Origin of the sequence: Polaribacter sp. HL-MS24 (genome assembly GCF_032758595.1) — a bacterium.
Lineage (GTDB): Bacteria > Bacteroidota > Bacteroidia > Flavobacteriales > Flavobacteriaceae > Polaribacter.
The window spans coordinates 1,589,938-1,615,041 of the sequence record NZ_CP136415.1; the positions used below are offsets into that span (position 1 = coordinate 1,589,938).

Below are 25,104 nucleotides of genomic sequence, written 5' to 3' on the forward strand. Positions count from 1 at the left end.
TATTCAACGCATACAACGCTATTTTAGTATGAAAAATCTTCAAAAAGGCTTTGTTGCTTTGTTGGATTTTCGTGATTCAAAAGCCATTTTTTACGCCAAATCCCACCAGCATAACCCGTTAAAGATCCGTCAGAACCCACAACACGATGACAAGGAATCACAATCCATAGTGGGTTTTTACCGTTAGCAGCAGCGATGGCTCGAACTGCTTTTATATCTCCAAAGGCTTTACTTTGTTCCAAATAGCTTTTTGTCTTTCCGTAAGGTATTTTGAGTAATGATTTCCATACTTTGATTTGAAAAGGAGTCCCTTTTGGATTGACCGTTAGGTCAAAATGGGTTCTTCTCCCGTTAAAATATTCTTGAAGCTGAGCCACGCAAGCTTGCAAACACAAAGGAACTTCTTTTGTGGTCTCCACAGAAGTATCTAAAACTATGATTGACTGAATGCCGTTTTTATTTCCAACAATTTTTGCAGTCCCTATTGGGGTGTTGAAATATGCAGTTTTAGATTCCAAAAACATCTTTTGAGTTTTGAGTCGTAATGGCTGCAATTTCTTGAAAAGAGACTCCATATATGTTGACTAATTTGTCAATGACTGCCGTAATATAGCTGCTCTCATTTCTTTTTCCTCTGTAGGGGACTGGGGCTAAGTATGGAGCGTCCGTCTCTAAAACAAGGTGTTTGAGGTCAATTTCGTTTAAAAAAGTATTAATTTTTCCATTTTTAAAAGTAGTAACACCTCCAATTCCCAACTTCATATTGTAAGAGATTGCTTTTTTTGCCTGCTCTAAAGTCCCTGAAAAACAGTGAAAAATTCCGAATAAATCGGCTCCCTTTTCGGTTTCAAGAACTTCAAAAATTTCGGAAAAGGCTTCCCTACAATGAATCACAATAGGAAGTTTTTTTTCTTTTGCCCATTGAATTTGAGTTTTAAAGGCTTCTTTTTGCTGAACTAAAAATTTTTTATCCCAATACAAATCAATTCCAATTTCTCCAATCCCAACAAAATTTCGTTTCTCAATCCACTCATGCACCAATGCCAATTCTTCTTTATAATTTTCTTTTACAGAGGTTGGGTGTAGTCCCATCATTAAAAAGACTTCTTTGGGGAATTGCTGTTCCAAATCTAACATTCTTTGCGTATAGCTGCTGTCGATCGCAGGAATAAAAAAACGACCAACCCCAACATTCATGGCGCGTTTCACCATTTCTATTCGATCTTCGTCAAATTGTTCTGAATATAAATGCGTGTGGGTATCTGTAATCATTAAAAATGTATTTTTGTAATGCTTAATTTAGCGTAAAAATACAGTAAATGGCAAGCTTAAAAAAGATACTTAAGAAAAAGAACTACACAAATATTCCACTAACGAGAATGGTGACCAATCATTTGGAACTCATCGCGTCGATAAATGGAGTAGAAGGACGATTTATTTTAGATACAGGTGCTTCCAATTCGTGTGTCGGTTTGGATAGTATTGCGCTATTTCAACTTGATACTGAAGAAAGCGAAACTAAAGCCTCCGGAGCGGGTGCCACTAACATGGAAACCCTACAATCAAAAAAGAATCACTTACAAGTTGGTGATTGGCAAACTGAAAAATGCCATTTGGTCTTGTTCAATTTAGTTCATGTAAACAAAGCCCTAACAGAACATGATGCCAAAGAGGTTCACGGGATTATTGGAGCAGATATTTTAGGCAAAGGCAAAGGCATTATCGATTATAATAAAAATATTTTGTACTTAAAAAAAGTAAAAAAAAGAAATTGAGTTTTGTATCTTTGAGCGAATAAAATAAAAGAACTATGAGTTTGCAGAAACAAATAATGGACGAAATGAAAGTGGCTATGAAAGCAAAAAACACAATAGCTTTGCAAGCCCTTAGAGCTGTTAAATCTGCATTTTTATTGGCAAGAACAGAAACGGGTGCAGCAGAAGATTTGACGGAAGAGCAGGAGATGAAAATTATCCAAAAACAAGTGAAACAACGAAAGGATAGTGCAGCCATATTTATAGAGCAAGGAAGACAAGATTTGGCAGAGCCAGAATTGAAAGAGATAGCCGTTTTAGAACAGTTTTTACCTGAAGCCTTGTCTGAAGAAAAAATTGAAGTAGCAGTGAAAGCAGCAATTACCCAAGTGGGCGCTGCAGGAATGAAAGATATGGGAAAGGTAATGGGCATTGTCTCTAAAGAATTGGCAGGACAAGCTGATGGAAAAATTATTTCGATGTTGGTCAAAAAACATCTAGCAAATTAACTACTCGGCCTCGTGGCGCAATTGAATAGCGCACTGGATTTCGGCTCCAGCGGTTGTAGGTTTGAATCCTACCGGGGTCACTTTAGAATAAAAAGTCTGCAATCTGTGCAGACTTTTTATTTTTTTCAAATTTAGGATTTTACAACCACTTTTTTCTTTTAAAGTAATAGAACATCAAGGAGAATAAGGTGATGATTACACTCCAAAAAATAGGATAGCCATAGTCAGATTTTAATTCGGGCATATTTTCAAAATTCATTCCGTAGATTCCCGCAATAAAGGTTAAGGGGATAAAAATAGTAGCCACAATGGTTAGTACTTTCATCACCTCATTCATCTTGTTGCTAATGTTGGTCATGTGCATATCCATTAAGCCCCAAAGCATTTCTCTATAGATCTCGATGGTTTCAATTACCTGAATAGTATGGTCATACAAGTCTCTAAAATAATTTTTCATTGTATCCTGAACCAAGTCGGTTTCTGCTTTTTCCAACTTGCTCACTACTTCACGAAGTGGAAAAATAGAGCGCCTTATTTTTAAGGCTTCTTTTTTTAAATTTAGAATGTCAAGGACGGTATTGTCATTGGATTGGCTAAAAAGACGTTCTTCAATATGCTCAATTTTTTCACCTAGGGTTTCAATGATTAAAAAATAATGATCAATCACTGAATCCATTAATGTATAGAGTAAATAATCGGGTCCATGGCTTCGAATAATTCCTTTGTCAAATCGAATTCGATCTCTGATAGGACCAAATACATCTCCATCTGCCTCCTGAAAAGAGAGAACATACGTATCTCCTAAGACCAAACTAATGTGTTCAACCATTAGTTGATTGTTCTCATAATAGAGCATTTTAAAGACGACAAAAAGCGCGTCTTCATATTCCTCTATTTTAGGTCTTTGCTGTGTTTGAACAATGTCTTCCAAAATAAGAGGATGCAGATTATAGTGGTCCCCAATTTTTTTGATAGCATCAATATTGTTCAGTCCATCTATGTTAATCCAAGTGACAGATTTGGTTTCTTTGAACTTAAAGCACTCTTCAATGGTAGTAAATTTTTCTTCTGTAAAGGCTTTTTTGGTATAGTCAAAAACTTCAATAAAAGTATTGGTATTCTGTTTGTCTCCTGTGTACACCATGGTGCCTGGAGCCAAACCAATCTTATTTTTAGGATTATGGTTTTTCATTGTTTAGGTCAATTTCGGGCAATGTAAGGAGTTTTTTGAAATAGGCGAACTATTATTTTTAGGGGTCTTTGAAAAAATTTGAATTTCACTTAAAACTGATAAAAGTCATCTTTTTAAAGTTTTATATTTCAGAAATTTGAAGGAGAACTTAAAACCAACACAATGAAAAAAAGAACTCCAGTTTCGGAAATAATGTCTACAGATTTAGTTACCTTGAATAGTACTGATACCTTAGAGGCTGCCGAAAAATTATTTAAAAAACATAAGATCAAACACATTCCTGTAGTTAATAATAAAGAAATAATTGGAATGTTGAGTTATTCAGACATTCTTCGAATTAGTTTTGCAGATGTTTCCGATGACGAAAAAAGTATAGATGCCTTTGTCTATGATTTGTTTACCATTCCCCAAGTGATGGCAAAAAACGTGTTCATGGTGCCTCCGTATGCTACCATCAAAGAAGTAGCAGAACTGTTGGCGAAAAAATCTTTTCACGCATTACCAGTGGTAGAAGACAATGAGTTGGTTGGGATTGTAACCACAACTGATTTGATCAAATATCTTATCGCACAGTATTAGTTGCTATAGATAGTAGTAAATATAAATAGAGGCTTTCGAGCCTCTATTTATGAAGGTTCAGAAGTTAACTCGTCCATAATATACCCATCATGAAGTGTTCCCAGAACACCCATGGCTGCTCTTTCACCAGAAATCATTGCCGCATTTAGTGAGCCATTCAAGAGCTGGTCTCCTGCTAAAAATAGAGAGGCAGTGAGTTTGGTTTCTGTACTTGAGATCTCGTACAGAAGGTTGTCGAGTTTTGGTAAAGCTTTGTGTATTTGAAAACGCTTGATGAATTTCGGGTTTAAAATTCCGCAAAATACCTCCAATTCTTGGATCACTTTTTCAATCAATTCAGCTTCGTTCAGATCATGCTGCTTTACGACGGTTACAGACAGTAATTCCTGTGCTCCTTTTGTGGCTGTTGTTACTGAGGTATGGTAAAAGAGATTGTTGATTAAGGCATTCGAATCGGCAATCAGACCAATAATTGGTCGCTCTATTATTTTGTTAGCAGTTTCAAAGTACAACGTATCACAGGATTTCCAACTCGTTTCCTGATTTTTTAGGTTGGCAATCAACGGACTTGCATCGGTAGCTATAATTGTAAAATCACTTTTAATTTCTGAACCGTCCTGAAAAAGAAGCATTTTGTTTTTTATTGATTTTACAGGGGTATTGAAACGAAATTTGGTATGGGATAAGTTATTTTTTAACTGATTTGAGATTGCTTGCATTCCCGATTTTGGTAGCACAGCAAGTCCATCTCCAAACATTTTGTAGACAAACTCAAACATTCTACTTGAAGTTTCCAGACTTGGTTCTAAGAAAATACCGCTGAAAAAAGGAGTGAAAAAATCGCTGATAATTTCATTTGAAAACCCAAGATCTTGAAGATACTGTAAAGTCGATTTTTCTGAGGTTTTAAAAATTTCTTGAATGGATTTTTTTTGAAGTCGTCGATTGAGACGTAAGATTTTTATTTTATCAGTGAAAGTACCGATGGAAGAACGCAATGTTGGAAATAGCAAAGATAATTTACGTAAAGGATCTCCAACTGTTTGTGATTTACCCTTTTTAAAAATGGCTGCTCCGGGTAAGAGTTCTTGAATTTCTAGCTCTTCAAAATCTAAATATTTTTGGGCAGCTGGATAGGAGGTGAGTAGTACTTGAAATCCGTGATCTAAAGTATAACCATTAACGATCTCCGATTTTACACGACCTCCAACAGTTCCTGAAGCTTCAATAATAGTCGGTGTGTACCCATGGTCCTCCAAAACCTTAGCAGCGATTAATCCGCTAATCCCCGCACCAATAATGTGTATGTTATATGCCGATTTCTTCATCTAATGGTTCTTTTAGCTTCTTTTGTTTCTTTAGATACCCAGCAATTATTCGTTGAACATCTTTGTTGTCTTTTTGGGGCTTTACAAAAAACTGGTAGTCTTCAGGTTGTGTCAATCCTTCCGCCTGATTTTTATCTAGGTATCCAAATCCTTGGTAAATACCATTTAAAATTAAGGCAAATCCTACTTCATTTTCTGTTCTGCCATTTTGTGAAATTACTAGATTTTGTGCACCAATTCCTACAGATTGAATGGCTTTTTTTACCCGAAGGTTATAATCTTCTATAGATTCTTGATCACAACAAATTCCTCTACAATCTTTTAGTTGATATTGAAAACAGCTTGAAACATTGGTTTGTAAATGACAATATTTTGGGCACAATTCAAATTCTTTACACAACCGCTCTAAATGATTTCGACATTCTGTAATGGTATAATATTTATTGATAGGGTTGGGTGCTAATTTTAGCCTGTTATATGCTAAATGGATGATTCCTTTTTGGTCTTCGTATGAAAAAAGCCCAACAGCCTCTCCAGCTCTTCTTTGTGCTCTATTGTATTTTGGGTAATATTGTTTTATTTCAGAAGATTCGTGCAAGAGTGCCAATAATTCGCTGCCAGTTTCTGTAAAGGAAATGTCCGCTATTTCCATGCACATCGAAAGTTCTTTCTTTTTTTTGTCATAAAAATGACTGATCACTCGCTGCTTAATATTGTTTGCTTTCCCGATATAAATGATTTCTTTGTTGGTATTCTTAAAATAATATACTCCGTGTTTCTCCGAGAGATGATCTACTACCGATTTGTCTAAAAGAGGGGGAAGGGTTGCCTGTCTCGATTTTGGGTTTAAAAAAGAATTGATAATAAATTGGTCATCCCTTTGGATTAATCGGCGAAATAATTCAACTGTTGCTTCTACATCTCCTCTTGCTCGGTGTCTTGCGGAAATAGGAATTCCTTCATCGGCACAAATATTTCCTAAACTATAGGAGTTTAGTCCTGGAATAATTTTTCGAGACAAACGAACGGTACATAATTTTGGAAGTTTAAAATCAAAGCCCAAGGTTTTGAATTCAGCCTGAATGATATTGTAATCGAAGTTGACATTATGGGCAACAAAAATAGTGTCCTTGGTGATTTCTGCAACTTTTTTTGCAATCTCATAAAATTTTGGTTGATTCCGAACCATGGCCTGGGTTATTCCTGTAAGATTTGTAATAAAAGCAGGAATAGGTGCTTCCGGATTGACGAGTGTTGTAAACTCATCAAGGACTTTTGTACCATCAAAAATAAAAATGGAGATTTCAGTTATTTTCTGACCTTTGTGCCCATTTCCTGTGGTTTCTATGTCTACAACAGCGTATAATTTATCCAATAATATTTTTTAAGTCTGCAATCGTTTCTGTAGGGTTTTCTGCACCAAAGACATAGCTTCCAGCAACTAGCACATCGGCACCAGCTTCGATCAATGCGTTTGCATTTTTATTGGTAACTCCACCGTCAATTTCTATCTGACAATCAGATTTTGAAAATTCTATCAAATGCTTTAATTGTGCTACTTTTTTGTAGGTGTTCTCAATGAATGATTGACCACCAAAACCAGGATTTACACTCATGATACATACCAAGTCCAGATCTGCGATTGTGTCTTCTAAAACAGCGATGGGTGTGTGAGGATTCAATGCGACTCCAGCTTTCATTCCTGCAGCTTTGATTGCCTGAATGGTTCTGTGTAGATGGGTACACGCTTCGTAGTGTACCGTTAAGATATTTGCTCCTAATTGAGCAAAGGTTTCTATGTATTGATCGGGATTTACGATCATTAAATGCACATCTATCGTTTTGGTAGCGTGCTTTGAGATGGCTTTTAAAACAGGCATTCCAAAAGAAATATTTGGAACGAAGACACCGTCCATAATATCAATATGAAACCAATCTGCTTCACTATTGTTTACCATTTCGATATCTCGTTGTAAATTGGCAAAATCTGCCGCTAAAATTGAAGGTGCAATTAAATTACTCATGGGTTGGTATTGGATGGTTATTTTTACAAAGATAATTAAATCGTTAAAGTTTAAAGGAATGCCGAAGCAATCTTTTTAGCTTTTGTGCTTTAAATTTTAGGAGTAATTGGATTCAGTAAATTGGGGCATAAAAAAACTCCCAAATAATATTGGGAGCTTTATTGATTTCTTGAAGAAGACGCCTATCCTAAATAGGTCATCAAAATTTTACTTCTAGAAGTATGTTTCAATCTTCGAATTGCTTTTTCTTTAATTTGACGAACACGTTCACGAGTCAAATCGAATGTTTCTCCAATTTCTTCCAAAGTCATTGGTTGGTGTTCTCCTAAGCCAAAGTATAATTTTACAACATCTGCTTCACGGGGAGTTAAAGTCTCCAAAGCTCTATTGATTTCAATACGCAAAGACTCGTGTAACAATTGTCTGTCAGGATTTGGAGATTCTCCAGAGTTCAAAACATCGTATAAATTGGAATCTTCACCTTCAATTAATGGCGCATCCATCGATACGTGACGACCAGAATTCTTCATCGATTCTTTTACGTCATTGACAGTCATGTCTAACTTCTTTGCAATTTCTTCTGCACTGGGTGGACGCTCGTTTTCTTGTTCTAAGAAAGCGTACATTTTATTGATTTTATTGATAGAACCAATTTTATTTAACGGCAATCGAACTATTCTTGATTGTTCTGCAAGGGCTTGTAGGATAGATTGACGAATCCACCAAACTGCATACGAGATAAATTTAAAACCTCTTGTTTCATCAAAACGTTTCGCCGCTTTAATCAAACCTAAGTTTCCTTCATTAATTAAATCGGGTAGGGTCAATCCTTGATTTTGGTATTGTTTTGCAACCGACACCACAAATCGTAAATTGGCTTTTGTCAATTTCTCTAAAGCTCTTTGGTCTCCAGCTTTGATCAACTGTGCCAATTCAACTTCTTCATCGGCAGTAATTAAGTCTACTTTACCGATTTCCTGTAAGTATTTGTCTAAGGATGCAGTCTCTCTATTGGTAACCTGCTTTGTTATTTTAAGCTGTCTCATGCTAGTATCAAAAAATTAGGGATTCATATGATGTCTCAACTTATTATACGTAGTAAAGACTCTTTATGTTACAAAAAGAGTGATTTTTTTGCAAAATAATAATTTCAGGTTTGATGCAGCTTCATGTTTTTTCTGAATTTAAATTGTGTGTTCAGCTCTTAATGAAGAACTCTTGGATATTTGAAAGAAGTGTATCTGGTTAAAAAAGTCCGTTGATTTGTGCATCTATTCGATCAATCACGTAGCCCAAATCTTCCTGATTGTCTACAAAATCCAGATTGTCCACATCGATAATTAATAATTTTCCTTTGGTATAGGTAGAAATCCACGCTTCATAGCGTTCGTTCAATCGACTTAGATAGTCAATGCTAATCGAGTTTTCGTATTCTCTTCCTCTTTTGTGAATTTGTCCAACTAAGGTAGAAATATCAGCGCGAAGGTAGATGAGTAAATCGGGAGGGGTGACCAATTTTTCCATCAATTCAAATAATGAACTATAATTTGTATAGTCTCTATTGGTCATCAAACCCATTGCGTGAAGATTGGGTGCAAATATGTGTGCATCCTCGTAAATGGTTCTGTCTTGAATGATTTTTTTACCCGATTCGCGCAATTCTAAGATTTGTCTAAAACGGCTATTTAAAAAATACACTTGTAAATTAAAAGACCAACGTTCCATTTCACCGTAAAAATCATCTAAATATGGGTTTTCGTCTACAGCCTCATAATGGGGTTTCCAATTATAATGTTTCGCTAAAAGTTTGGTTAGCGTGGTTTTACCTGCGCCAATATTTCCGGCAATTGCAACGTGCATAAATTAAATGTTAAATGAATAGTTGGGTCGATAAAGGTAGTAAATTTTTGTGATTTTCAGATCAATTTAAATTCAAAGCCTCGAATACGAATAAAATGAATATCTGAACTTTGCTGTTGTTTTTTCGGATCAAACTTTAAACTCTTCCTAATCGATTTTTTTTTTGATTTCCGATTGCATTAAACTTTTATTGTGCTTTGCAGTCTAAGGGTTGTTAATTATCATTATTTTTATAAAAAATTAGAATTATGAAATCACTGTTTACCATCCTACTTACCCTAGCAACATTTTCCCTTTTTTCACAAAGCAATTTTAATGGAAAAGCCATCTACATGTCTAAAACTTCAATGGATATGAGTCGTTTTGACAAAATGCCAGAACAGCGAAAAAAACAGATGATGGCTCGATTCAAAAGTTTTTTAGAAAAAACCTATACCCTTAGTTTCAATAAAACAACCTCTTCTTTTAAAGAAGATGTGGTCTTAGAAGGCCCAGGAGCCTCAGGGCCTAGTTGGGGAAGAAGCAACGGACAAGGCTCAATCTACAAGAGTTTGACAGACAAAAAAATGATCGAAGACGTTGAACAGTTTAGCAAGCGTTTTTTGGTTACAGAAACTATGGAGCCCTTGGCATGGGAGTTAGGAATTGAAACCAAAAAAATTGGAAACTATACCTGCTACAAAGCAACCTTAGTCAAAGAAGATACTAAAATTGATTGGGGCAGTATGTTTAGTAGAAGAGGGAATGATCAGAAAAAAGACTCTACCAAGACTAAAGCAGCGGAACCAGAAAAGAAGCTGTTAAACGTGACTGCTTGGTATACACCTCAAATTCCTGTAAGTGCAGGACCAGATGTCTATTGGGGTTTGCTAGGCTTGATTTTGGAATTGAATGCGGGAAGAACAACCATGTTGTGTACCGAAGTTTCTATAAGCGCCAATGAAGTGCTAGAAATTAAGGAACCTACCAAAGGGGAAAAAGTCTCTCGAGAAGAATATACCGTCATTGTCAAGAGGAAAACAGAAGAACTTAAAGAGCGTTTTCAAGGGAATGGAAGACGAGGAAGAGAGCGAAGATTCTAAAGAGTACAAATCAAAGATTTAAATGGAAAAAATAATTCGTACAGCCCTACTACTCTGGGCAGGGATATCAATTGGGCAGATTAAATTGACAGGTGTTGTTAAAGATTCTATTGGTAATCCTTTAGAAATGGCAAATATAATTGCATTAGATACTGTTGCCAAAAGAATTGCTTCTTATGGTTTTAGTGACAAACAAGGGAATTATAAACTGGATTTGAATTCCAATACAACATATAATATCAAAATTAGCTATGTCGGTTTTAAAGACCTTAGTGAGTTTGTGAAAACAACAGCATCTAACATTTCAAAAAACTACACCTTATATGAAGACAATATGCTGGACGGAATCAATATTGTTTCCAAAATGCCAGTTACCATTCAGGGGGATACAATTATTTACAATGCAGATTCTTTTACCAATGGAACCGAGCGAAAATTAGAAGACATTTTAAAGAAATTGCCTTGGGGTCGAAATTAATGATGCTGGTCAAATAGAGGTAGAAGGAAAAGCGGTTGAGAAAATTACCGTAGATGGGAAAGATTTTTTCAGTGGCGACACTAAACTAGCCACCAAAAATATTCCTTCAAATGCAGTTGATAAAATTCAAGTTCTGCGAAATTACTCCAATGTAAGTCAGTTAAGTGGTGTTCAAAACAACCAAGATCGTGTTGCCATTGACATCAAATTAAAAGAAGGGAAAAAGAATTTTTGGTTTGGAGATGTTACAGCAGGTGCAGGAAATTCTCCCAGTACAGGCTTGTATCTGTTTCAACCGAAATTGTTTTATTACTCCCCAAAATATACAGTCAATGTGATTGGAGATCTTAATAATATTGGAGATGTGGTTTTGAGTAGAAGCGATGTTCGAAGCTTTGGAGGCGATTTTCAAAGTCAGAGTCCATCCAATGGTACCAATATAAATATTGCGGATGCGGGTATTGGCTTTTTATCTGCAAATGCAAGAAATGCCAACAAAATTGAAACAAAATTATCCGCATTCAATTTTAGTTATTCACCGAATGAAAAATTGGATCTCGGGGGCTTTTTAATTTGGTCGAGCAATAGCAATGGGCAACAAAATATCAATACCATTGATTATGTAGATCCTTCAACTCCCGATGATTTGGTAGCGACTATCACCGATCAGACCAGTAATACTGGACTGTTTCGATTTGGTGCGATTTATAAAAAAGACTTCAACAATCAGTTGAATTATGATGTTACGGGGCGTTTTTCGAACGAATTCAGAAGAGAAGATGTGAGTTCTCGTGTGTTAAGTGATATTACTGAAGCAGAAAGAGCAACACCCTTCAAGATCAATCAAAATTTAAGTTATTTCTACACCGCTAGCGAAACGAGTATTTTTGCTCTAGAAGTGCAGCATTTGTTGCAAGATGAAGATCCTTTTTATGTGGCTATTTTAGAGAACGACCCTGCTAACAATGACACTGCAGACCAAGATGGTTTTGATGCTGTTGCAAATAGTTTAGGTTTGAATAGAAGCAACCCTTTCTACAGATTGGAGCAAGATCGAAAAGTGAAAACAAATCAATGGGACGCGAAATTAGATTACTATTATATTCTAAACTCAAAAAGCAACATAAACGTGGTTGCTGGAACCATTCTGAGTTCTCAAAATTTTGATTCACGGTTTTTCCAAATTTTAGAAAATGGAAACGAGTTTCTTCCTAATCCAACGATACAAGGGGTTGAAGATGCGCAAACCACCAACGATACCCAATACGATTTTAGGGACCTTTATGCAGGATTGAGATACCGATTGAAATCGGGGATTTTTACTTTTACACTAGGATTTACTTTGCATTCTTACAATTCAAAAAACACTCAGTTTGGGACAGAATTTTTTCATGATACATTTGAAAAACTGTTGCCCGAGTTTGAAATGATTATTCAGTTTAAAAGAAGTGAGAGTTTGAATTTTCGATACCAGCAAGAAGTGAATTTTACAGACGTCAATCAAATTGCTAGAGGAATTGTAGCCAATAGTTACAACTCCTTCTTTGCAGGGAATTCCAAATTGGTCAATGCAAGTTCACATAATTTTAAGCTGAATTACAGAAGCTTTAATTTATTTAATAACAGCAGTTTTTTTGGGGGATTGAACTACAGTAAAACGGCAGATCAAGTGAATCAAAATACAATTTTTGAGCCAGGTTCTGTGGTTTCAAGTAGTACAACGATCAATTCTCCATTCGAGAATGAGACCTTTACTGCCTACGGAAGTCTTAGCAAGTCGATCAAAAAAGTGACAGGAAGACTTGGAGGAAATTTTTCCTACAATAAGAGTTACCAGTTTATCAATTCGTTAGAGAATACCAATGAAAGTTTAGTTCGATCTGTGAACACAAGAATTGGAACCAATTTCACAAAAGCACCCAACGTAAGTCTGAATTATAGACTCTCTTTTGTTGATCAGACAAACAGTGCTAGACCCACAACTATCAAAAATATCACACATGCACCCTCTATAGATTTTGATGCTTACATCTGGAATTCTGTAACGCTGAAATCAGATTTCACTTTCAATGAACAACGGCAAGATGGAGCTGTTATCAATACCTTTCAGATTTGGAATGCAACCTTTGCATATCGAAAGAATCGAGATGCAAAATGGGAATATGAATTGGTCGGAAGTAATTTATTGGCAACAGGTTCAAGAGCTTCAGTGTCTCAAAGTGTAGTCTCTTTTAGAATCAATGAAACCTTTATTTTGCCCAGGTTTGTAAGCCTAAGAGTACGGTATCAATTGTAGTGCCTGTTTTCTAAATAACATAAAGAGGTCGTCAAAAAAATAGTTTTTAGACGACCTCTTACAAGATGTTTTTTTCGAAGAGAGCTTACAGTTGAAAAGCCTCTTTTACAATCTCAATAAAGTCTAATTTTTCCCATGTAAAGGTTTCAACTTCTTGAGAAACAGTTTCTCCCATAGGATTGGTAAATGTTACTATTTTTGTTTCTGGAGTTCTTCCCATATGTCCATAAGCCGCAGTTTCAGAATAGATAGGAGTTCTTAATTTTAAGCGTTTCTCGATAAAGTACGGACGCATATCAAAAATCGTTTCTACGATTTTACTAATTTCTCCATCGGTCAATTTGACATTGGAAGTTCCATAGGTTTCTACGTTGATACTGGTTGGTTTAGCAACTCCAATCGCATAGGATACTTGTACTAAAACCTCTTTACAAAGTCCAGCAGCTACTAAATTTTTAGCAATATGTCGGGTTGCATAGGCTCCAGAACGGTCTACTTTACTTGGGTCTTTTCCAGAAAAAGCACCTCCTCCATGCGCCCCTTTTCCTCCATAGGTGTCTACAATAATTTTACGTCCGGTAAGTCCAGTGTCTCCGTGAGGCCCTCCAATAACAAAAGTTCCTGTTGGGTTGATGTGATAGGTGATGTCTGTGGTGAATAATTTTTGAAGATGAACTGGTAATTTTGCAACCACTCTAGGAATCAAAATAGTTACAATATCTTTTTTGATTTTGGCCAGCATTACTTCATCTGAAGCATCAAAATCATCGTGTTGTGTAGAGACTACAATGGCATCAATTCTTTGAGGAATGTTGTCATCTGAATATTCAATAGTGACTTGAGATTTTGCATCGGGCCTTAAATAGGTAATGTCGTTATTTTCTCTGCGCAATGCGGCCAGTTCAATCAATAATCGGTGCGACAATTCCAATGCCAAGGGCATGTAGTTTTCGGTTTCATCGGTTGCATAGCCAAACATCATTCCTTGATCTCCTGCGCCTTGTTCCTCTGGATTTGCCTTGTCAACTCCTTGATTGATGTCTGGTGATTGTTCGTGAATTGCCGAGAGTACTCCACAAGAATTGCCATCAAACATATAGGCTCCTTTTGTATATCCAATTTTATTAATTACATCTCGTGCAATTTTTTGAACATCCAAATAGGTTGTGGATTTGACTTCACCAGCCAAAAATACCTGACCTGTAGTCACAAGTGTTTCGCAAGCAACTTTGGAACTTGGATCGAACGCTAAAAAGTGATCAATTAAAGCATCAGAAATTTGATCTGCAACTTTGTCTGGATGTCCTTCAGAAACACTTTCTGAGGTAAATAAATATGACATAATCTTTTTCTTTGGGTATGGTCAGAAAAATAAAATGATTGCTTGGTCGCTAAAAGAAGTAGAAATTACTGCTTTAGCATTTTGTTATGTTGTAGTTTTTTTAAAAAAAAGCCACAACAAAGAGGTTGCAATCAGTTCAAATTTTTCCTCTTAAATTCGCTTGCAAATTTACAGCTAAATTTTAAATGCAAATGCTATTTTCTTATTTTTCTTTTTATTGAGTTGCGTATTTTTAGTAAAAAGGGAATTGATTTCCAAAAATAATAGGAATTCTATAATGAGAAGTTTCTTAAATTCTGAATTCCTCAATAATTAAAAAAAAATGAAAAACAATTAGGATATTCATTTTTTCTGACATTATATTTGCACTCACAAAGTTCAATAACTTATTGAAATGTTATCAAGAAAGGTGGAGGGATTAGACCCTGTGAAACCTTAGCAACCCTTTAGTAATAAAGAAGGTGCTAAATTCTACCCTAGTACAGAATTCGATTCTGTACTTTATCAGCAATGAAGGATAGATAACAAAAGAGAATTCCCTTTCAGGAAATTCTATTTTTTCTTTTTAATATTTTTCTAGTAGGTACATCAAAAAATGATGGATTTGACTTTTGGTTTAATCTCAAGAAGATTCACCCAGAGCTATAGGGGTTCTTTTTGAAAAAATTCATTCTAGCGAAAGCAGAATTATTTAATTAACTCAAAAAAATAGAAAAATGAGTACACAAAAATTAGCAACACAAGCGTTGCACGTTGGTCATGACACCAAATTGAATGGAGGAGCAAGAGCTGTTCCTATTTATCAAACCACTTCGTATGTTTTTAACAATTCTGAACATGCTGCCAATCTTTTTTCATTACAAGAACTTGGATTTATTTACACACGTTTAAACAATCCTACCAATCAAATCTTACAAGATCGTTTAGCGGCTATTGAAGGTGGAATTGGAGCCGTGGTTTTTGCTTCGGGGACTGCTGCCATCGCAACAGGTTTATTAACACTTTTGAAGTCGGGAGATCATATTGTTGCTTCGAGTAGTTTGTATGGTGGAACATACAATTTACTCAGTGTTACCCTACCAAGATTTGGAATTACGACTACTTTTGTAGATGCATCCAATCCTGATAATTTTGCAGGGGCTGTTCAAGACAATACAAGAGCCTTTTTTGTAGAATCTCTAGGAAATCCTAAATTGGATGTCTTAGACTTAGAAGCAATCTCTGTACATTCTAAAGCAGCTAAAGTTCCTTTTATTGTTGACAATACTGTAGCCACACCTGTTCTATTGAATCCAATTCAACATGGTGCAGATCTCGTAATTCACTCCTTAACAAAATACATTGGTGGACAAGGGAACTCTTTGGGAGGTGCTATTGTAGATGCTGGAACTTTTGATTGGTCTAGTGGGAAGTTCCCAGAATTTACAGAGCCATCTGCAGGGTATCACGGATTGAAATATTATGAAACTTTAGGAGCAGCTTCTTTTATCTTCAAATTGATTTTAGAAGGATTGCGCGATTTTGGAGGGGCATTAAGTCCAACCAATGCGTTTCATATCATTCAAGGTTTGGAAACGTTACCAGTTCGAATTCAGCAACATTCCAAAAATGCCTTAGAATTGGCAACATGGTTAGAGGCACAAGAAGAAGTTGCTTGGGTGAATTATCCTGGTTTGGAGAGCAGTAAATACAAATCGTTAGCAGATAAATATTTGTCAAAGGGCCAAAGTGGAATTGTGACTTTCGGAACCAAAGGAGGTTATGAGTCGGCAAAATCTATTGCAGATACAACCAAAGTGTTTTCTTTATTAGCAAATATTGGAGATACGAAATCGTTGATTATTCATCCTGCAAGTACGACTCACCAACAATTATCTGCAGCCGAACAAGAAAGTGCAGGGGTTACTCAAGACTTAATCCGTTTGTCTGTCGGAATCGAAGATATTGAAGACTTAAAAGCCGATTTAAAAGCTGCTTTTTCAACGATCTCATCATAATAAATTTTTTGAATAAAAATACCACGTGAATTCAATACTTCAACAGATCCCAATAGATCATTTTATTACCGAGAGTGGTAAGACAATTTCTTTACAATTGTCTTACCAACTTTTTGGTCAGCCTTTATCTGAAGCTCCCGTCGTTTTGGTCAATCATGCCTTAACGGGAAATTCTGATGTTTGTGGTGAAAATGGCTGGTGGAAAGATTTGATAGGAGATGGCAAAGCCATAGATACCAACCATTATACGATTTTAGCTTTCAACATTCCAGGAAATGGATTTGATGGATTTTTGATTGAAAATTATCAAGATTTTATTGCAAAAGATATTGCAAAATTATTTTTAACAGGATTGGAAGCATTAGATATTCAACAACTATATGCAATTATTGGAGGATCTTTGGGAGGAGGAATTGCTTGGCAAATGGCAGTTTTAAATCCAACAATTTGCAAACACTTAATCCCAATTGCTTCCGATTATAAAGGGACAGATTGGTTAATCGCAAACTGTAAAATACAAGCATTGTTTTTAAACAATTCTTCAAACCCGATCAACGATGCAAGAATGCACGCAATGTTGTTGTATCGAACTCCGGCATCGTTTAACAATCGTTTCAACAGAACCATCAATAAGGATTTGAAAATTTTCAATATTGAAAGTTGGTTGCTACATCATGGAAAAAAATTGCAGAAAAGATTTCAATTATCTGCATACAAATTGATGAATCATTTGTTGAAATCCATTGATGTTACTCAAGAAAATGAGTCAAGTATAAGCACTTTGAGTAGCATTCAAAGTAGTATTCATATAGTGAGTGTAGATTCTGATTTGTTTTTTACAGCAGAAGAGAATCAACAAACTTTTATTGAGCTATTTAAAGTAAAAAATGATGTTGCCTATTCAGAGATCAAATCAATTCACGGACATGATGCTTTTTTGATAGAATTTGACCAACTCGCCAAAATTATTGAACCAATTTTTAAGACGACCACAATTTAAAAACTTTAAACTATGGAAGATTTTAGCTTTGAAACTCAGGCAATACGAACGCAATCCGAACGGACCCAACATCGAGAGCATTCGACACCTTTATATTTAACATCTAGTTTTGTGTTTGAGGATGCAGAAGAGATGAGAGCGTCTTTTGCAGAAGAAAAAGAGCGAAATCTATACAGCAGATTTACCAATCCAAATACCACCGAATTTGTAGATAAAATCGTTGCGATGGAGGGTGCAGAAGCGGGCTACGCTTTTGCCACAGGGATGTCTGCCATTTTTTCCACCTTTGCAGCCTTGTTACAAGCTGGTGATCATGTTCTTTCATGTCGCTCTGTTTTCGGATCTACCCACAGCATGTTTACCAAGTATTTTCCTAAATGGAATATTTCTACCACCTACTTTAAAGTAGACGAGGTGGATTTAGTTGAAAGTTTGATTCAGGAAAATACTAAGATTCTTTATATAGAAACACCTACCAATCCTGCAGTTGATATTTTAGATTTAGAAGCATTGGGTGTTCTGGCAAAAAAACACGGTCTTATTTTTATTGTTGACAATTGTTTTGCTACGCCTTATTTGCAAAAGCCCATCCATTTTGGAGCAGATTTGGTCATTCACTCTGCAACAAAATTAATTGATGGACAGGGAAGAGTATTGGGAGGTATTACTGTTGGAAACAAAGAATTGATGCGTGAAATATACTTATTTGCCAGAAATACAGGGCCTGCCATGTCTCCGTTCAATGCTTGGGTTTTGTCTAAAAGTCTAGAAACTTTGGCAGTGAGAGTAGAAAGACATTGTGAAAACGCTATGAAGGTTGCTGAGTTCCTAGAACAACAGCAAAACATTCAGTTGGTAAAATATCCATTTTTGAAGTCCCACCCACAGTATGAAGTTGCTAAAAAGCAAATGAAAATGGGAGGTAATATTGTTGCTTTTGAGTTGAAGGGTGGAATTACTGCAGGAAGAACTTTTCTGAATAAGATACAAATGTGCTCACTATCTGCTAATTTAGGCGATACCAGAACTATTGTAACACATCCAGCCAGTACCACTCACGGAAAACTATCCGAAGAAGATCGACTGGAAGTGGGAATTACCGATGGTTTGGTGAGAGTTTCTGTCGGTTTAGAAACCCTTACTGACATTATCCATGATTTAAAACAAGCACTAGCATAATTTTAAATTTAAGTATCTTTGTGTTATGCTTTCGAAAAAAACAAAATACGGAATTAAAGCGCTGATTTATTTAGCAAAACAGGAGAGTAGAACTCCTGTGGCCATCGCAGTAATTTCTATGAGTGAAAATATTTCACTAAAATTTTTAGAAAGTATCTTATTAACACTTCGTAAAAATGGTTTTTTGGGATCAAAAAAAGGAAAAGGTGGAGGATACTATCTCATGCAGGATCCTAAAGAAATCAAAATGACCTCAATCATGAGGGTTTTAGAAGGACCCATTTCGATGGTTCCCTGTGTCAGTCTCAATTTTTATGAAAAGTGTGATGACTGTCCAGATGAAAATACCTGCGGTGTGCATCGACTTATGGAAGAGGTTCGAGATAATACCTTGGCTATTTTTAAGAATAGACGGTTATCAGATTTGTGTAATTCGTAAATTAACCCCCTAATTATTTTCAATTTTTTATCGGGATTTAAAAATAGTTTATATAGTTTTGCTTTTTTATCCTACAATCCCTATAGGGTAATTAGATTGATTAGATTGATTAGATTTAGACATAATTTTTTTGAATATGGAAACAGAAATTAAAGAGGAAAAAATAAAGAGAAGTATTGCCAAAACAGCAAGTTGGAGAATCGTTGGTACGATTTCAACAGTAGTGATTTCTTATATAATCACGGGAACAATGGCATTGGCTTTTTCAATTGGATTTGTAGAATTAATCTCCAAATTAGTTCTGTATTTTTTTCATGAGCGAGCTTGGAATAAAGTAAAATGGGGAAAATGAGCGAATTAAGAACCTTACTAGACATAACAGCATTGAATAAAGGACTGAAGAAGTTTACTCCCAAAGAAATTGTGGAGTGGGTTTTTGAGCTCAATAGGAAAACGATTGTGACCACAAATTTTAGACCCTACGAGGCTGCAATTTTACATGCAGTTACCAAAGAGAATCCAGAAGCTAAAATTATTTGGTGCGACTCAGGGTACAATACACCTCAAACCTACAAGCATGCTGAAGTTCTTATCAAAAAATTAAATCTACAGATTGATTTATTTGTTCCAAAACAAACAGCTGCGCACCGGAATGCAGTTTTAGGGTTGCCCGAGGTCAATACCAAGGCACATCTTATTTTTACAGAACAAGTAAAGTTGGAGCCTTTTAACAGAGCAATGAAAAAACACCAACCTGAAGTATGGTTTACTAACTTACGAAAGGGACAAACTGCTTTTAGAGACAGTATCGATATTCTGTCATTCTCCAAAGATGGAGTCTTAAAAGTCAGTCCTTTTTATCATTGGTCAGACTCAAAGTTGGATGACTATTTAGAAACCCATGATTTACCCAATGAGTTTACCTATTTCGATCCAACAAAAGTCGAGAATAATAGAGAATGTGGTTTGCATATTTAAAAGACATGATTATGAATCAAAGAACATTACCCTTAGATGCTTTAGAAAGTGAAGCCATTTATATCCTTAGAGAAGTTCTAGCACAATTTGAAAAACCAGTACTCCTTTTTTCTGGAGGAAAAGATAGCATTACCCTAGTAAGACTTGCTCAAAAAGCATTTTATCCTGCAAAACTTCCTTTCCCGTTATTACACATCGATACTGGACACAACTTTCCAGAGACCATTGAGTTTAGGGATCGATTGGCAAAAGAGTTGGATTTGGAATTGATCGTGAGAAACGTTCAAGACAATATTGACAAAGGGATTGTAAAAGAAGAGACTGGTAGATATGCCAGTAGAAATATATTGCAAACGCAAACTCTGGTAGATGCAATTGATGAATTTGGTTTTGACGCTTGTATTGGTGGTGCGCGTAGAGATGAAGAAAAGGCGAGAGCAAAAGAACGTATTTTTTCTGTGAGAGATGATTTTGGGCAATGGGATGAAAAAAATCAACGTCCAGAATTGTTTGACATGCTCAACGGAAAAATTGATTTAGGTCAGAATGTTCGCGTGTTTCCAATTTCAAACTGGACAGAACTCGATGTTTGGTCCTATATAGAAAAAGAAAAAATTGAAATTCCTTCAATCTATTTTGCCCATAAAAGAAAAACCTTTTTAAGAGATCAATTGATCTGGTCTGCCGATGATAAGGTGGTGTATAGGGATGAAGATGAGGAAGTTGTGGAGCGAATGGTGCGTTTTCGAACCGTTGGAGACATGAGTTGTACTGCAGCTGTTTTGTCGAATGCGGTAGACATTGCCAAAGTAGTGGAAGAAATTAGAGATTCTTCTATCTCTGAAAGAGGTGCCAGAATCGATGACAAACGCTCTGAAGCTGCCATGGAAAAGAGAAAACAACAAGGGTATTTTTAATAAAGAAATAAAGCACAAATGAAAGTATTAAAAATAGCAACAGCAGGAAGTGTTGATGATGGGAAAAGTACTCTTATTGGACGTATTTTATACGATACCAAATCATTGACAGACGATAAATTAGAAGCAATGACCCAAAAAAGTAAGCAAAAAGGTTTTGATTATTTAGACTTTTCTCTTGCTACTGATGGTTTGATGGCAGAACGTGAACAAGGAATTACGATAGATGTTGCACATATTTATTTTTCAACACCTTCGAAAAGTTTTATCGTTGCTGATAGTCCTGGACATATAGAGTATACTCGAAACATGATTACGGGGGCATCAACAGCACAGGTTTCTATTATTCTTATTGACGCAAGAAAAGGAGTTGTAGAACAAACTTACCGACATTTTTTTATCAATAATTTATTGCGAATTAAAGAAGTGGTAATTGCGATTAATAAAATGGATTTGGTCAATTTTTCTGAAGATCAATACACTACCATTAAAAATGAAATTCAATACTTAGCAAATATCAGTGAATACAAAGGTCAGAATTTAACTTTTATTCCCCTTTCTGCTCTGCAAGGCGATAATGTTGTTGAGTATTCTCAAAATATGCCTTGGTATAAAGGAGAAACCCTAATGCATCATTTAGAAAATCTAGAAACGGAAGATGTACAAGAAATTTCTCAAGTTCGTTTTCCTGTCCAATCGGTCATTCGTCCCAAAACAGAAGCCTTTCACGATTTTAGAGGTTATGCAGGAAAGATATATGGGGGTGATTTTTCAATAGGAGATCCGATAACAGTATTGCCATCACACACAAAGTCAGTCATTAAAAGCATCCATTTTTTTGATCAAGAATATACAACAGCAAAAAGTGGAAGTTCTGTTGTCATTGCTCTAGAAGATAATGTGGATGTGAGCCGAGGAGACATGTTGGTAAAGACAAATGAAGAACCAACCCTTTCCAAAGAGATCGATGCAACTATTTGTTGGATGGACAAAGAGCCTTTAAAAGCTTCACAGAAATATTTTATAAAACATGGTGTAAACGACGCACAGGCAAAGATTACATCCCTTTCAAGCCTGATTAAAATTGACTTTTCAGGGGTAGAAGATCATCCTTCTCAACTTCTTTTAAATCAAATTGGCGATGTGCATTTGAAGTTAAGCAAACCTTTGTTGTTTGACAGTTTCAATCAAAATAAATCAAACGGGTCCTTTATTTTAATAAACCCCAAAACAAACAATACCGTTGGTGTCGGTTTTATCCGATAAAAATAGAGAATATGCAAAGTTTTAGAACCGAAATAGAAAATCCAATTGTTGAAAAAGACATTCTAGAGTTGGAACGAAAAATCCAGCTTTTTAAAGAAGGAAAGATTGACGAAGAGCGCTTTCGAAGTTTACGTTTGGCCCGAGGAGTGTATGGACAACGTCAATTTGGTGTCCAAATGATCCGTATCAAATTGCCTTATGGAAAAGTAACTAGTGAACAATTGCATCGAATTGCGGATGTTTCTGATGAATATTCCCGAGGAAGATTACACATTACTACACGTCAGGATATTCAAATACATCATGTCAGTTTAGATCGAACTCCAGAATTGTGGGCTCAATTGGAAAAAGACGATATTACCTTGCGCGAAGCTTGCGGGAATGCCGTTAGAAATATCACAGCATCAGAAACTGCGGGAATCGATATTAAAGAGCCCTTTGATGTTTCTCCATATGCCGACGCTACATTTCAATTTTTCTTAAGAAATCCAATTTGTCAAGATATGGGCCGAAAATTTAAAATATCTTTTTCAGGTACCGATGAGGATAGTGCTATTAGTTTTATTCACGACTTAGGATTTATTGCCAAAATTAAAAGCGAAAATGGAATTTCTAAAAAAGGATTTAAAGTTTTGTTGGGTGGTGGTTTGGGATCCCAACCACGACATGCCGATGTAATTTATGAATTTTTGGAAGAAGACTTATTAATACCAACAATAGAAGGTGTTTTAAGGGTTTTTGATCGCTATGGAGAACGCGTAAAAAGAGCAAAAGCACGATTAAAATTTTTGATTAAAGAAATTGGGTTTACCTCTTTTTTACAATTGGTTTCGGAAGAAATCAAAGCTTTATCTAACCAAAGGGTTTCAATAAATACAGCACCTTTTGAAAAAGGAATTACTTTTCAAGAGGTAGAATTTCCATCAGTATCTATTGAAAATCAAGAAGCTTATGAAAAATGGAAACAGACCAATGTCATTCCTCAAAAACAAGAAGGCTTATTTGCAGTAGGAATCAAAGTCCATTTAGGAGATTTTTATACGCCCAAAGCGAGATTATTGGCCGACTTAGTCAAAAAATATGCAGCCAATGAAATTCGGTTGACCTTGCGTCAAAATATATTAATACGTCATGTAAGAGCTGCTTTATTGCCCTTGTTTTATGTGGAATTAGATAAATTGGGCTTTGCAAAACCAGGATATAATTCTTTACTAGACATTACCGCGTGCCCCGGAACAGATACTTGTAATTTAGGAATTGCAAGTAGTACTGGAATTACGGTTGAATTGGAAAAAGTATTGGAAAACGAATATCCAAATTATCAGAACAATAAGGAGATTACAATTAAAATTAGTGGTTGTATGAATGCATGTGGACAGCATAATATGGCGCATATAGGCTATCAAGGAATGTCGATCAAAGTGGGGAATCTTCAAGCACCTGCATTGCAAATTTTAATTGGAGGTGGAATTTTAGGAGATGGGAAAGGTCGTTTTTCAGACAAACTAATAAAAATCCCAAGTAAAAGAGGTCCCGAATCACTGCGTTTACTATTGAATGATTTTGAAAAGAACAAACAAGAGGGTGAGGATTTTCTTGCTTATTATGATAGAAATGGAAAAATCTATTTTTATGATTTGTTGAAAATATTGTCAGATACCACCAATTTAGAACCTACTGATTTTATTGATTGGGGACATTCTGAAAACTATGTAAAAGCAATTGGTGTCGGAGAATGTGCAGGGGTCGTAATTGATTTAATTGCAACACTTTTGTTTGAAAGTGAAGAGAAAATAAGTCATGCACAAGATTCCTTAAAAGAGGGGCAGTTTTCCGATAGTATTTATTATTCCTATACTTCTTTGATCAATACCGCTAAAGCATTGTTGATTTCTGAAAATATCACGACCAATACTCAAGCAGGAATTATTTCCAGTTTTCAAGAACATTTTATAGTCACTCAACAAATTGACCTCAACGTTTCTTTTCAAGATCTAGTTTTACAAATTCAAAAAGAACGCCCAACAAAACTATTTGCAAAAACGTATTTAGAGGACGCTAAGCTATTTTATAAAAAAGTAGATCTTTTCAGAAAAAAAGCCGTGAATCATGTATCGTAAAACCCCGAAATTAACCGTAATCGGCGCAGGTCCTGGAGATGTTGATTTGATTACTGTGAAGGCAGTCAATGTTTTAAAAACTGCTGAGGTAGTCCTGTATGATGCTTTGGTCAATGAGGAGTTATTGAGTTATGTCAACCCCAATGCAGAATTAATTTTTGTTGGAAAACGAAAAGGATGCTATCACTATCAACAAGAGCAAATAAACGAATTGATTGTAACTCGTGCTCATACTCATGGGCACGTGGTACGTTTAAAAGGGGGGATCCTTTTATTTTTGGAAGAGGTGCTGAGGAAATGGAATATGCTGCTAGTTTTGGAATTGAAGTAGCCATGGTTCCGGGAATATCCTCTTCTTTGGCAGTTCCTGCTTATCAAAATATCCCATTAACAAAGCGAGGAAGTGCAGAAAGTTTTTGGGTGATTACAGGAACAACAAAAGAGCATAAATTATCGGATGATGTTGCCTTAGCTGCAAAGTCAAATGCAACAGTGGTTATTTTAATGGGAATGGGAAAACTTCCAGAAATTGTGAAATTGTTTCAAAATGAATCAAAAAACCATTTGCCAGTAGCAATTATTCAAAATGGCACAACAATCCATGAAAAAGTAGGCATCGCAACCATTGATACCATTTTAGATGTTGTAGAAAAACAAGCGCTCAGCAATCCAGCCATCATTGTTTTAGGTGAAGTAGTCCATCATAGAAGTGTTATCGAAAATGTACAAAAGGCATATTCAAAAACACTTATTGCATAGTGGCT

At 35.8% G+C, this 25,104-nt stretch carries 24 protein-coding genes, 1 tRNA gene, 1 pseudogene and 1 riboswitch; of the genes and pseudogenes, 17 read left to right on the forward strand and 9 right to left on the reverse strand.

The window, feature by feature from the left end:
* Positions 1-23: 23 nt before the first annotated feature.
* Positions 24-524: a methylated-DNA--[protein]-cysteine S-methyltransferase gene (locus RRF69_RS07450; protein ID WP_316939205.1), complete on the reverse strand. Its 501-nt coding sequence runs from the start codon at positions 522-524 to the stop codon at positions 24-26.
* On the reverse strand, positions 508-1,272 hold the full coding sequence (locus RRF69_RS07455; protein ID WP_316939206.1) for a TatD family hydrolase: 765 nt from the start codon (positions 1,270-1,272) through the stop codon (positions 508-510). Before RRF69_RS07455 ends, RRF69_RS07450 begins: the two co-directional genes overlap by 17 nt.
* 47 nt (positions 1,273-1,319) lie before the next feature.
* Here RRF69_RS07455 and RRF69_RS07460 point away from each other — a divergent pair, with 47 nt between their 5' ends.
* The 3 genes from RRF69_RS07460 (at position 1,320) to RRF69_RS07470 (ending at position 2,343) form a co-directional block, all read left to right on the forward strand.
* Complete coding sequence (locus RRF69_RS07460) at positions 1,320-1,775, forward strand: retropepsin-like aspartic protease (protein ID WP_316939207.1); 456 nt, start codon at positions 1,320-1,322, stop codon at positions 1,773-1,775.
* Positions 1,776-1,810: 35 nt separating this feature from the next.
* Positions 1,811-2,263: a GatB/YqeY domain-containing protein gene (locus tag RRF69_RS07465; RefSeq protein WP_316939208.1), complete on the forward strand. Its 453-nt coding sequence runs from the start codon at positions 1,811-1,813 to the stop codon at positions 2,261-2,263.
* A 6-nt stretch (positions 2,264-2,269) separates the two neighbouring features.
* Positions 2,270-2,343 (forward strand) — tRNA-Arg (locus RRF69_RS07470).
* Positions 2,344-2,402: 59 nt separating this feature from the next.
* Here RRF69_RS07470 and corA read toward each other — a convergent pair.
* Complete coding sequence (corA, locus tag RRF69_RS07475; protein ID WP_316939209.1) at positions 2,403-3,455, reverse strand: magnesium/cobalt transporter CorA; 1,053 nt, start codon at positions 3,453-3,455, stop codon at positions 2,403-2,405.
* 162 nt (positions 3,456-3,617) lie between these two features.
* Between corA and RRF69_RS07480 the strand changes: the two genes are divergently transcribed.
* Positions 3,618-4,034, forward strand: coding sequence for a CBS domain-containing protein (locus tag RRF69_RS07480; protein ID WP_316939210.1), 417 nt, complete (start codon positions 3,618-3,620; stop codon positions 4,032-4,034).
* Between the two features lie 47 nt (positions 4,035-4,081).
* Here the strand turns inward: RRF69_RS07480 and RRF69_RS07485 are convergent, their stop codons facing one another.
* From RRF69_RS07485 to RRF69_RS07505, 5 genes are all read right to left on the reverse strand, one after another.
* Complete coding sequence (locus RRF69_RS07485; protein ID WP_316939211.1) at positions 4,082-5,362, reverse strand: FAD-dependent oxidoreductase; 1,281 nt, start codon at positions 5,360-5,362, stop codon at positions 4,082-4,084.
* Positions 5,343-6,737 (reverse strand): exonuclease domain-containing protein, encoded by a 1,395-nt coding sequence (locus RRF69_RS07490; RefSeq protein ID WP_316939212.1) that lies wholly within the window; start codon positions 6,735-6,737, stop codon positions 5,343-5,345. Before RRF69_RS07490 ends, RRF69_RS07485 begins: the two co-directional genes overlap by 20 nt.
* Positions 6,730-7,386 (reverse strand): ribulose-phosphate 3-epimerase, encoded by a 657-nt coding sequence (gene rpe, locus RRF69_RS07495; RefSeq protein WP_316939213.1) that lies wholly within the window; start codon positions 7,384-7,386, stop codon positions 6,730-6,732. The genes RRF69_RS07490 and rpe overlap by 8 nt, the downstream gene beginning before the upstream one ends.
* A gap of 182 nt (positions 7,387-7,568) precedes the next feature.
* The gene (locus RRF69_RS07500) at positions 7,569-8,432 is read right to left on the reverse strand and encodes an RNA polymerase sigma factor RpoD/SigA (protein WP_316939214.1); all 864 of its coding nucleotides are present in this window, start codon (positions 8,430-8,432) and stop codon (positions 7,569-7,571) included.
* A gap of 199 nt (positions 8,433-8,631) precedes the next feature.
* Positions 8,632-9,246 carry a deoxynucleoside kinase gene (locus RRF69_RS07505; protein WP_316939215.1) on the reverse strand — a complete coding sequence of 205 codons (615 nt, stop codon included), beginning with the start codon at positions 9,244-9,246 and terminating at the stop codon, positions 8,632-8,634.
* A 248-nt stretch (positions 9,247-9,494) separates the two neighbouring features.
* Between RRF69_RS07505 and RRF69_RS07510 the strand changes: the two genes are divergently transcribed.
* The 3 genes from RRF69_RS07510 (at position 9,495) to RRF69_RS07520 (ending at position 13,102) form a co-directional block, all read left to right on the forward strand.
* Positions 9,495-10,328 (forward strand): GLPGLI family protein, encoded by an 834-nt coding sequence (locus RRF69_RS07510; RefSeq protein WP_316939216.1) that lies wholly within the window; start codon positions 9,495-9,497, stop codon positions 10,326-10,328.
* A 22-nt stretch (positions 10,329-10,350) separates the two neighbouring features.
* A complete protein-coding gene (locus tag RRF69_RS07515; protein ID WP_316939217.1) occupies positions 10,351-10,806 on the forward strand; it encodes a carboxypeptidase-like regulatory domain-containing protein in 456 nt (151 codons plus the stop codon).
* Positions 10,807-11,107: 301 nt separating this feature from the next.
* Positions 11,108-13,102: a TonB-dependent receptor gene (locus RRF69_RS07520; protein WP_316939218.1), complete on the forward strand. Its 1,995-nt coding sequence runs from the start codon at positions 11,108-11,110 to the stop codon at positions 13,100-13,102.
* 85 nt (positions 13,103-13,187) lie between these two features.
* Here the strand turns inward: RRF69_RS07520 and metK are convergent, their stop codons facing one another.
* Positions 13,188-14,444 carry a methionine adenosyltransferase gene (gene metK / locus RRF69_RS07525; RefSeq protein WP_316939219.1) on the reverse strand — a complete coding sequence of 419 codons (1,257 nt, stop codon included), beginning with the start codon at positions 14,442-14,444 and terminating at the stop codon, positions 13,188-13,190.
* A gap of 394 nt (positions 14,445-14,838) precedes the next feature.
* A riboswitch (SAM riboswitch) is annotated at positions 14,839-14,972 on the forward strand.
* A 188-nt stretch (positions 14,973-15,160) separates the two neighbouring features.
* Here metK and RRF69_RS07530 point away from each other — a divergent pair.
* From RRF69_RS07530 to cobA, 10 genes and pseudogenes are all read left to right on the forward strand, one after another.
* The gene (locus RRF69_RS07530) at positions 15,161-16,441 is read left to right on the forward strand and encodes an O-acetylhomoserine aminocarboxypropyltransferase/cysteine synthase family protein (protein WP_316939220.1); all 1,281 of its coding nucleotides are present in this window, start codon (positions 15,161-15,163) and stop codon (positions 16,439-16,441) included.
* 25 nt (positions 16,442-16,466) lie between these two features.
* On the forward strand, positions 16,467-17,441 hold the full coding sequence (locus tag RRF69_RS07535; RefSeq protein WP_316939221.1) for an alpha/beta fold hydrolase: 975 nt from the start codon (positions 16,467-16,469) through the stop codon (positions 17,439-17,441).
* 12 nt (positions 17,442-17,453) lie between these two features.
* Positions 17,454-18,620 (forward strand): trans-sulfuration enzyme family protein, encoded by a 1,167-nt coding sequence (locus RRF69_RS07540; RefSeq protein WP_316939222.1) that lies wholly within the window; start codon positions 17,454-17,456, stop codon positions 18,618-18,620.
* Between the two features lie 25 nt (positions 18,621-18,645).
* Positions 18,646-19,059 carry an Rrf2 family transcriptional regulator gene (locus tag RRF69_RS07545; RefSeq protein WP_316939223.1) on the forward strand — a complete coding sequence of 138 codons (414 nt, stop codon included), beginning with the start codon at positions 18,646-18,648 and terminating at the stop codon, positions 19,057-19,059.
* A gap of 136 nt (positions 19,060-19,195) precedes the next feature.
* Positions 19,196-19,411 carry a DUF2061 domain-containing protein gene (locus RRF69_RS07550; protein ID WP_316939224.1) on the forward strand — a complete coding sequence of 72 codons (216 nt, stop codon included), beginning with the start codon at positions 19,196-19,198 and terminating at the stop codon, positions 19,409-19,411.
* A complete protein-coding gene (locus tag RRF69_RS07555; protein ID WP_316939225.1) occupies positions 19,408-20,037 on the forward strand; it encodes a phosphoadenosine phosphosulfate reductase family protein in 630 nt (209 codons plus the stop codon). Before RRF69_RS07550 ends, RRF69_RS07555 begins: the two co-directional genes overlap by 4 nt.
* A gap of 11 nt (positions 20,038-20,048) precedes the next feature.
* A complete protein-coding gene (gene cysD / locus RRF69_RS07560) occupies positions 20,049-20,954 on the forward strand; it encodes a sulfate adenylyltransferase subunit CysD (protein ID WP_316939226.1) in 906 nt (301 codons plus the stop codon).
* Between the two features lie 18 nt (positions 20,955-20,972).
* Positions 20,973-22,220 (forward strand): sulfate adenylyltransferase subunit 1, encoded by a 1,248-nt coding sequence (locus RRF69_RS07565; RefSeq protein WP_316939227.1) that lies wholly within the window; start codon positions 20,973-20,975, stop codon positions 22,218-22,220.
* Positions 22,221-22,231: 11 nt separating this feature from the next.
* On the forward strand, positions 22,232-24,340 hold the full coding sequence (locus RRF69_RS07570; protein WP_316939228.1) for a nitrite reductase: 2,109 nt from the start codon (positions 22,232-22,234) through the stop codon (positions 24,338-24,340).
* Positions 24,330-25,099 (forward strand): annotated as a pseudogene (gene cobA / locus RRF69_RS07575) (uroporphyrinogen-III C-methyltransferase). The gene RRF69_RS07570 and the pseudogene cobA overlap by 11 nt, the downstream one beginning before the upstream one ends.
* Positions 25,100-25,104: the final 5 nt, after the last annotated feature.

What these genes read in the sequence shown, in the direction of transcription:
- RRF69_RS07450 (WP_316939205.1), bottom strand. Translation starts at nt 524, where the DNA reads ATGTTTTTGGAATCTAAAACTGCATATTTCAACACCCCAATAGGGACT.
- RRF69_RS07455 (WP_316939206.1), bottom strand. Translation starts at nt 1,272, where the DNA reads ATGATTACAGATACCCACACGCATTTATATTCAGAACAATTTGACGAA.
- RRF69_RS07460 (WP_316939207.1), top strand. Translation starts at nt 1,320, where the DNA reads ATGGCAAGCTTAAAAAAGATACTTAAGAAAAAGAACTACACAAATATT.
- RRF69_RS07465 (WP_316939208.1), top strand. Translation starts at nt 1,811, where the DNA reads ATGAGTTTGCAGAAACAAATAATGGACGAAATGAAAGTGGCTATGAAA.
- corA (WP_316939209.1), bottom strand. Translation starts at nt 3,455, where the DNA reads ATGAAAAACCATAATCCTAAAAATAAGATTGGTTTGGCTCCAGGCACC.
- RRF69_RS07480 (WP_316939210.1), top strand. Translation starts at nt 3,618, where the DNA reads ATGAAAAAAAGAACTCCAGTTTCGGAAATAATGTCTACAGATTTAGTT.
- RRF69_RS07485 (WP_316939211.1), bottom strand. Translation starts at nt 5,362, where the DNA reads ATGAAGAAATCGGCATATAACATACACATTATTGGTGCGGGGATTAGC.
- rpe (WP_316939213.1), bottom strand. Translation starts at nt 7,386, where the DNA reads ATGAGTAATTTAATTGCACCTTCAATTTTAGCGGCAGATTTTGCCAAT.
- RRF69_RS07500 (WP_316939214.1), bottom strand. Translation starts at nt 8,432, where the DNA reads ATGAGACAGCTTAAAATAACAAAGCAGGTTACCAATAGAGAGACTGCA.
- RRF69_RS07505 (WP_316939215.1), bottom strand. Translation starts at nt 9,246, where the DNA reads ATGCACGTTGCAATTGCCGGAAATATTGGCGCAGGTAAAACCACGCTA.
- RRF69_RS07510 (WP_316939216.1), top strand. Translation starts at nt 9,495, where the DNA reads ATGAAATCACTGTTTACCATCCTACTTACCCTAGCAACATTTTCCCTT.
- RRF69_RS07515 (WP_316939217.1), top strand. Translation starts at nt 10,351, where the DNA reads ATGGAAAAAATAATTCGTACAGCCCTACTACTCTGGGCAGGGATATCA.
- metK (WP_316939219.1), bottom strand. Translation starts at nt 14,444, where the DNA reads ATGTCATATTTATTTACCTCAGAAAGTGTTTCTGAAGGACATCCAGAC.
- RRF69_RS07530 (WP_316939220.1), top strand. Translation starts at nt 15,161, where the DNA reads ATGAGTACACAAAAATTAGCAACACAAGCGTTGCACGTTGGTCATGAC.
- RRF69_RS07540 (WP_316939222.1), top strand. Translation starts at nt 17,454, where the DNA reads ATGGAAGATTTTAGCTTTGAAACTCAGGCAATACGAACGCAATCCGAA.
- RRF69_RS07545 (WP_316939223.1), top strand. Translation starts at nt 18,646, where the DNA reads ATGCTTTCGAAAAAAACAAAATACGGAATTAAAGCGCTGATTTATTTA.
- RRF69_RS07550 (WP_316939224.1), top strand. Translation starts at nt 19,196, where the DNA reads ATGGAAACAGAAATTAAAGAGGAAAAAATAAAGAGAAGTATTGCCAAA.
- RRF69_RS07555 (WP_316939225.1), top strand. Translation starts at nt 19,408, where the DNA reads ATGAGCGAATTAAGAACCTTACTAGACATAACAGCATTGAATAAAGGA.
- cysD (WP_316939226.1), top strand. Translation starts at nt 20,049, where the DNA reads ATGAATCAAAGAACATTACCCTTAGATGCTTTAGAAAGTGAAGCCATT.
- RRF69_RS07565 (WP_316939227.1), top strand. Translation starts at nt 20,973, where the DNA reads ATGAAAGTATTAAAAATAGCAACAGCAGGAAGTGTTGATGATGGGAAA.
- RRF69_RS07570 (WP_316939228.1), top strand. Translation starts at nt 22,232, where the DNA reads ATGCAAAGTTTTAGAACCGAAATAGAAAATCCAATTGTTGAAAAAGAC.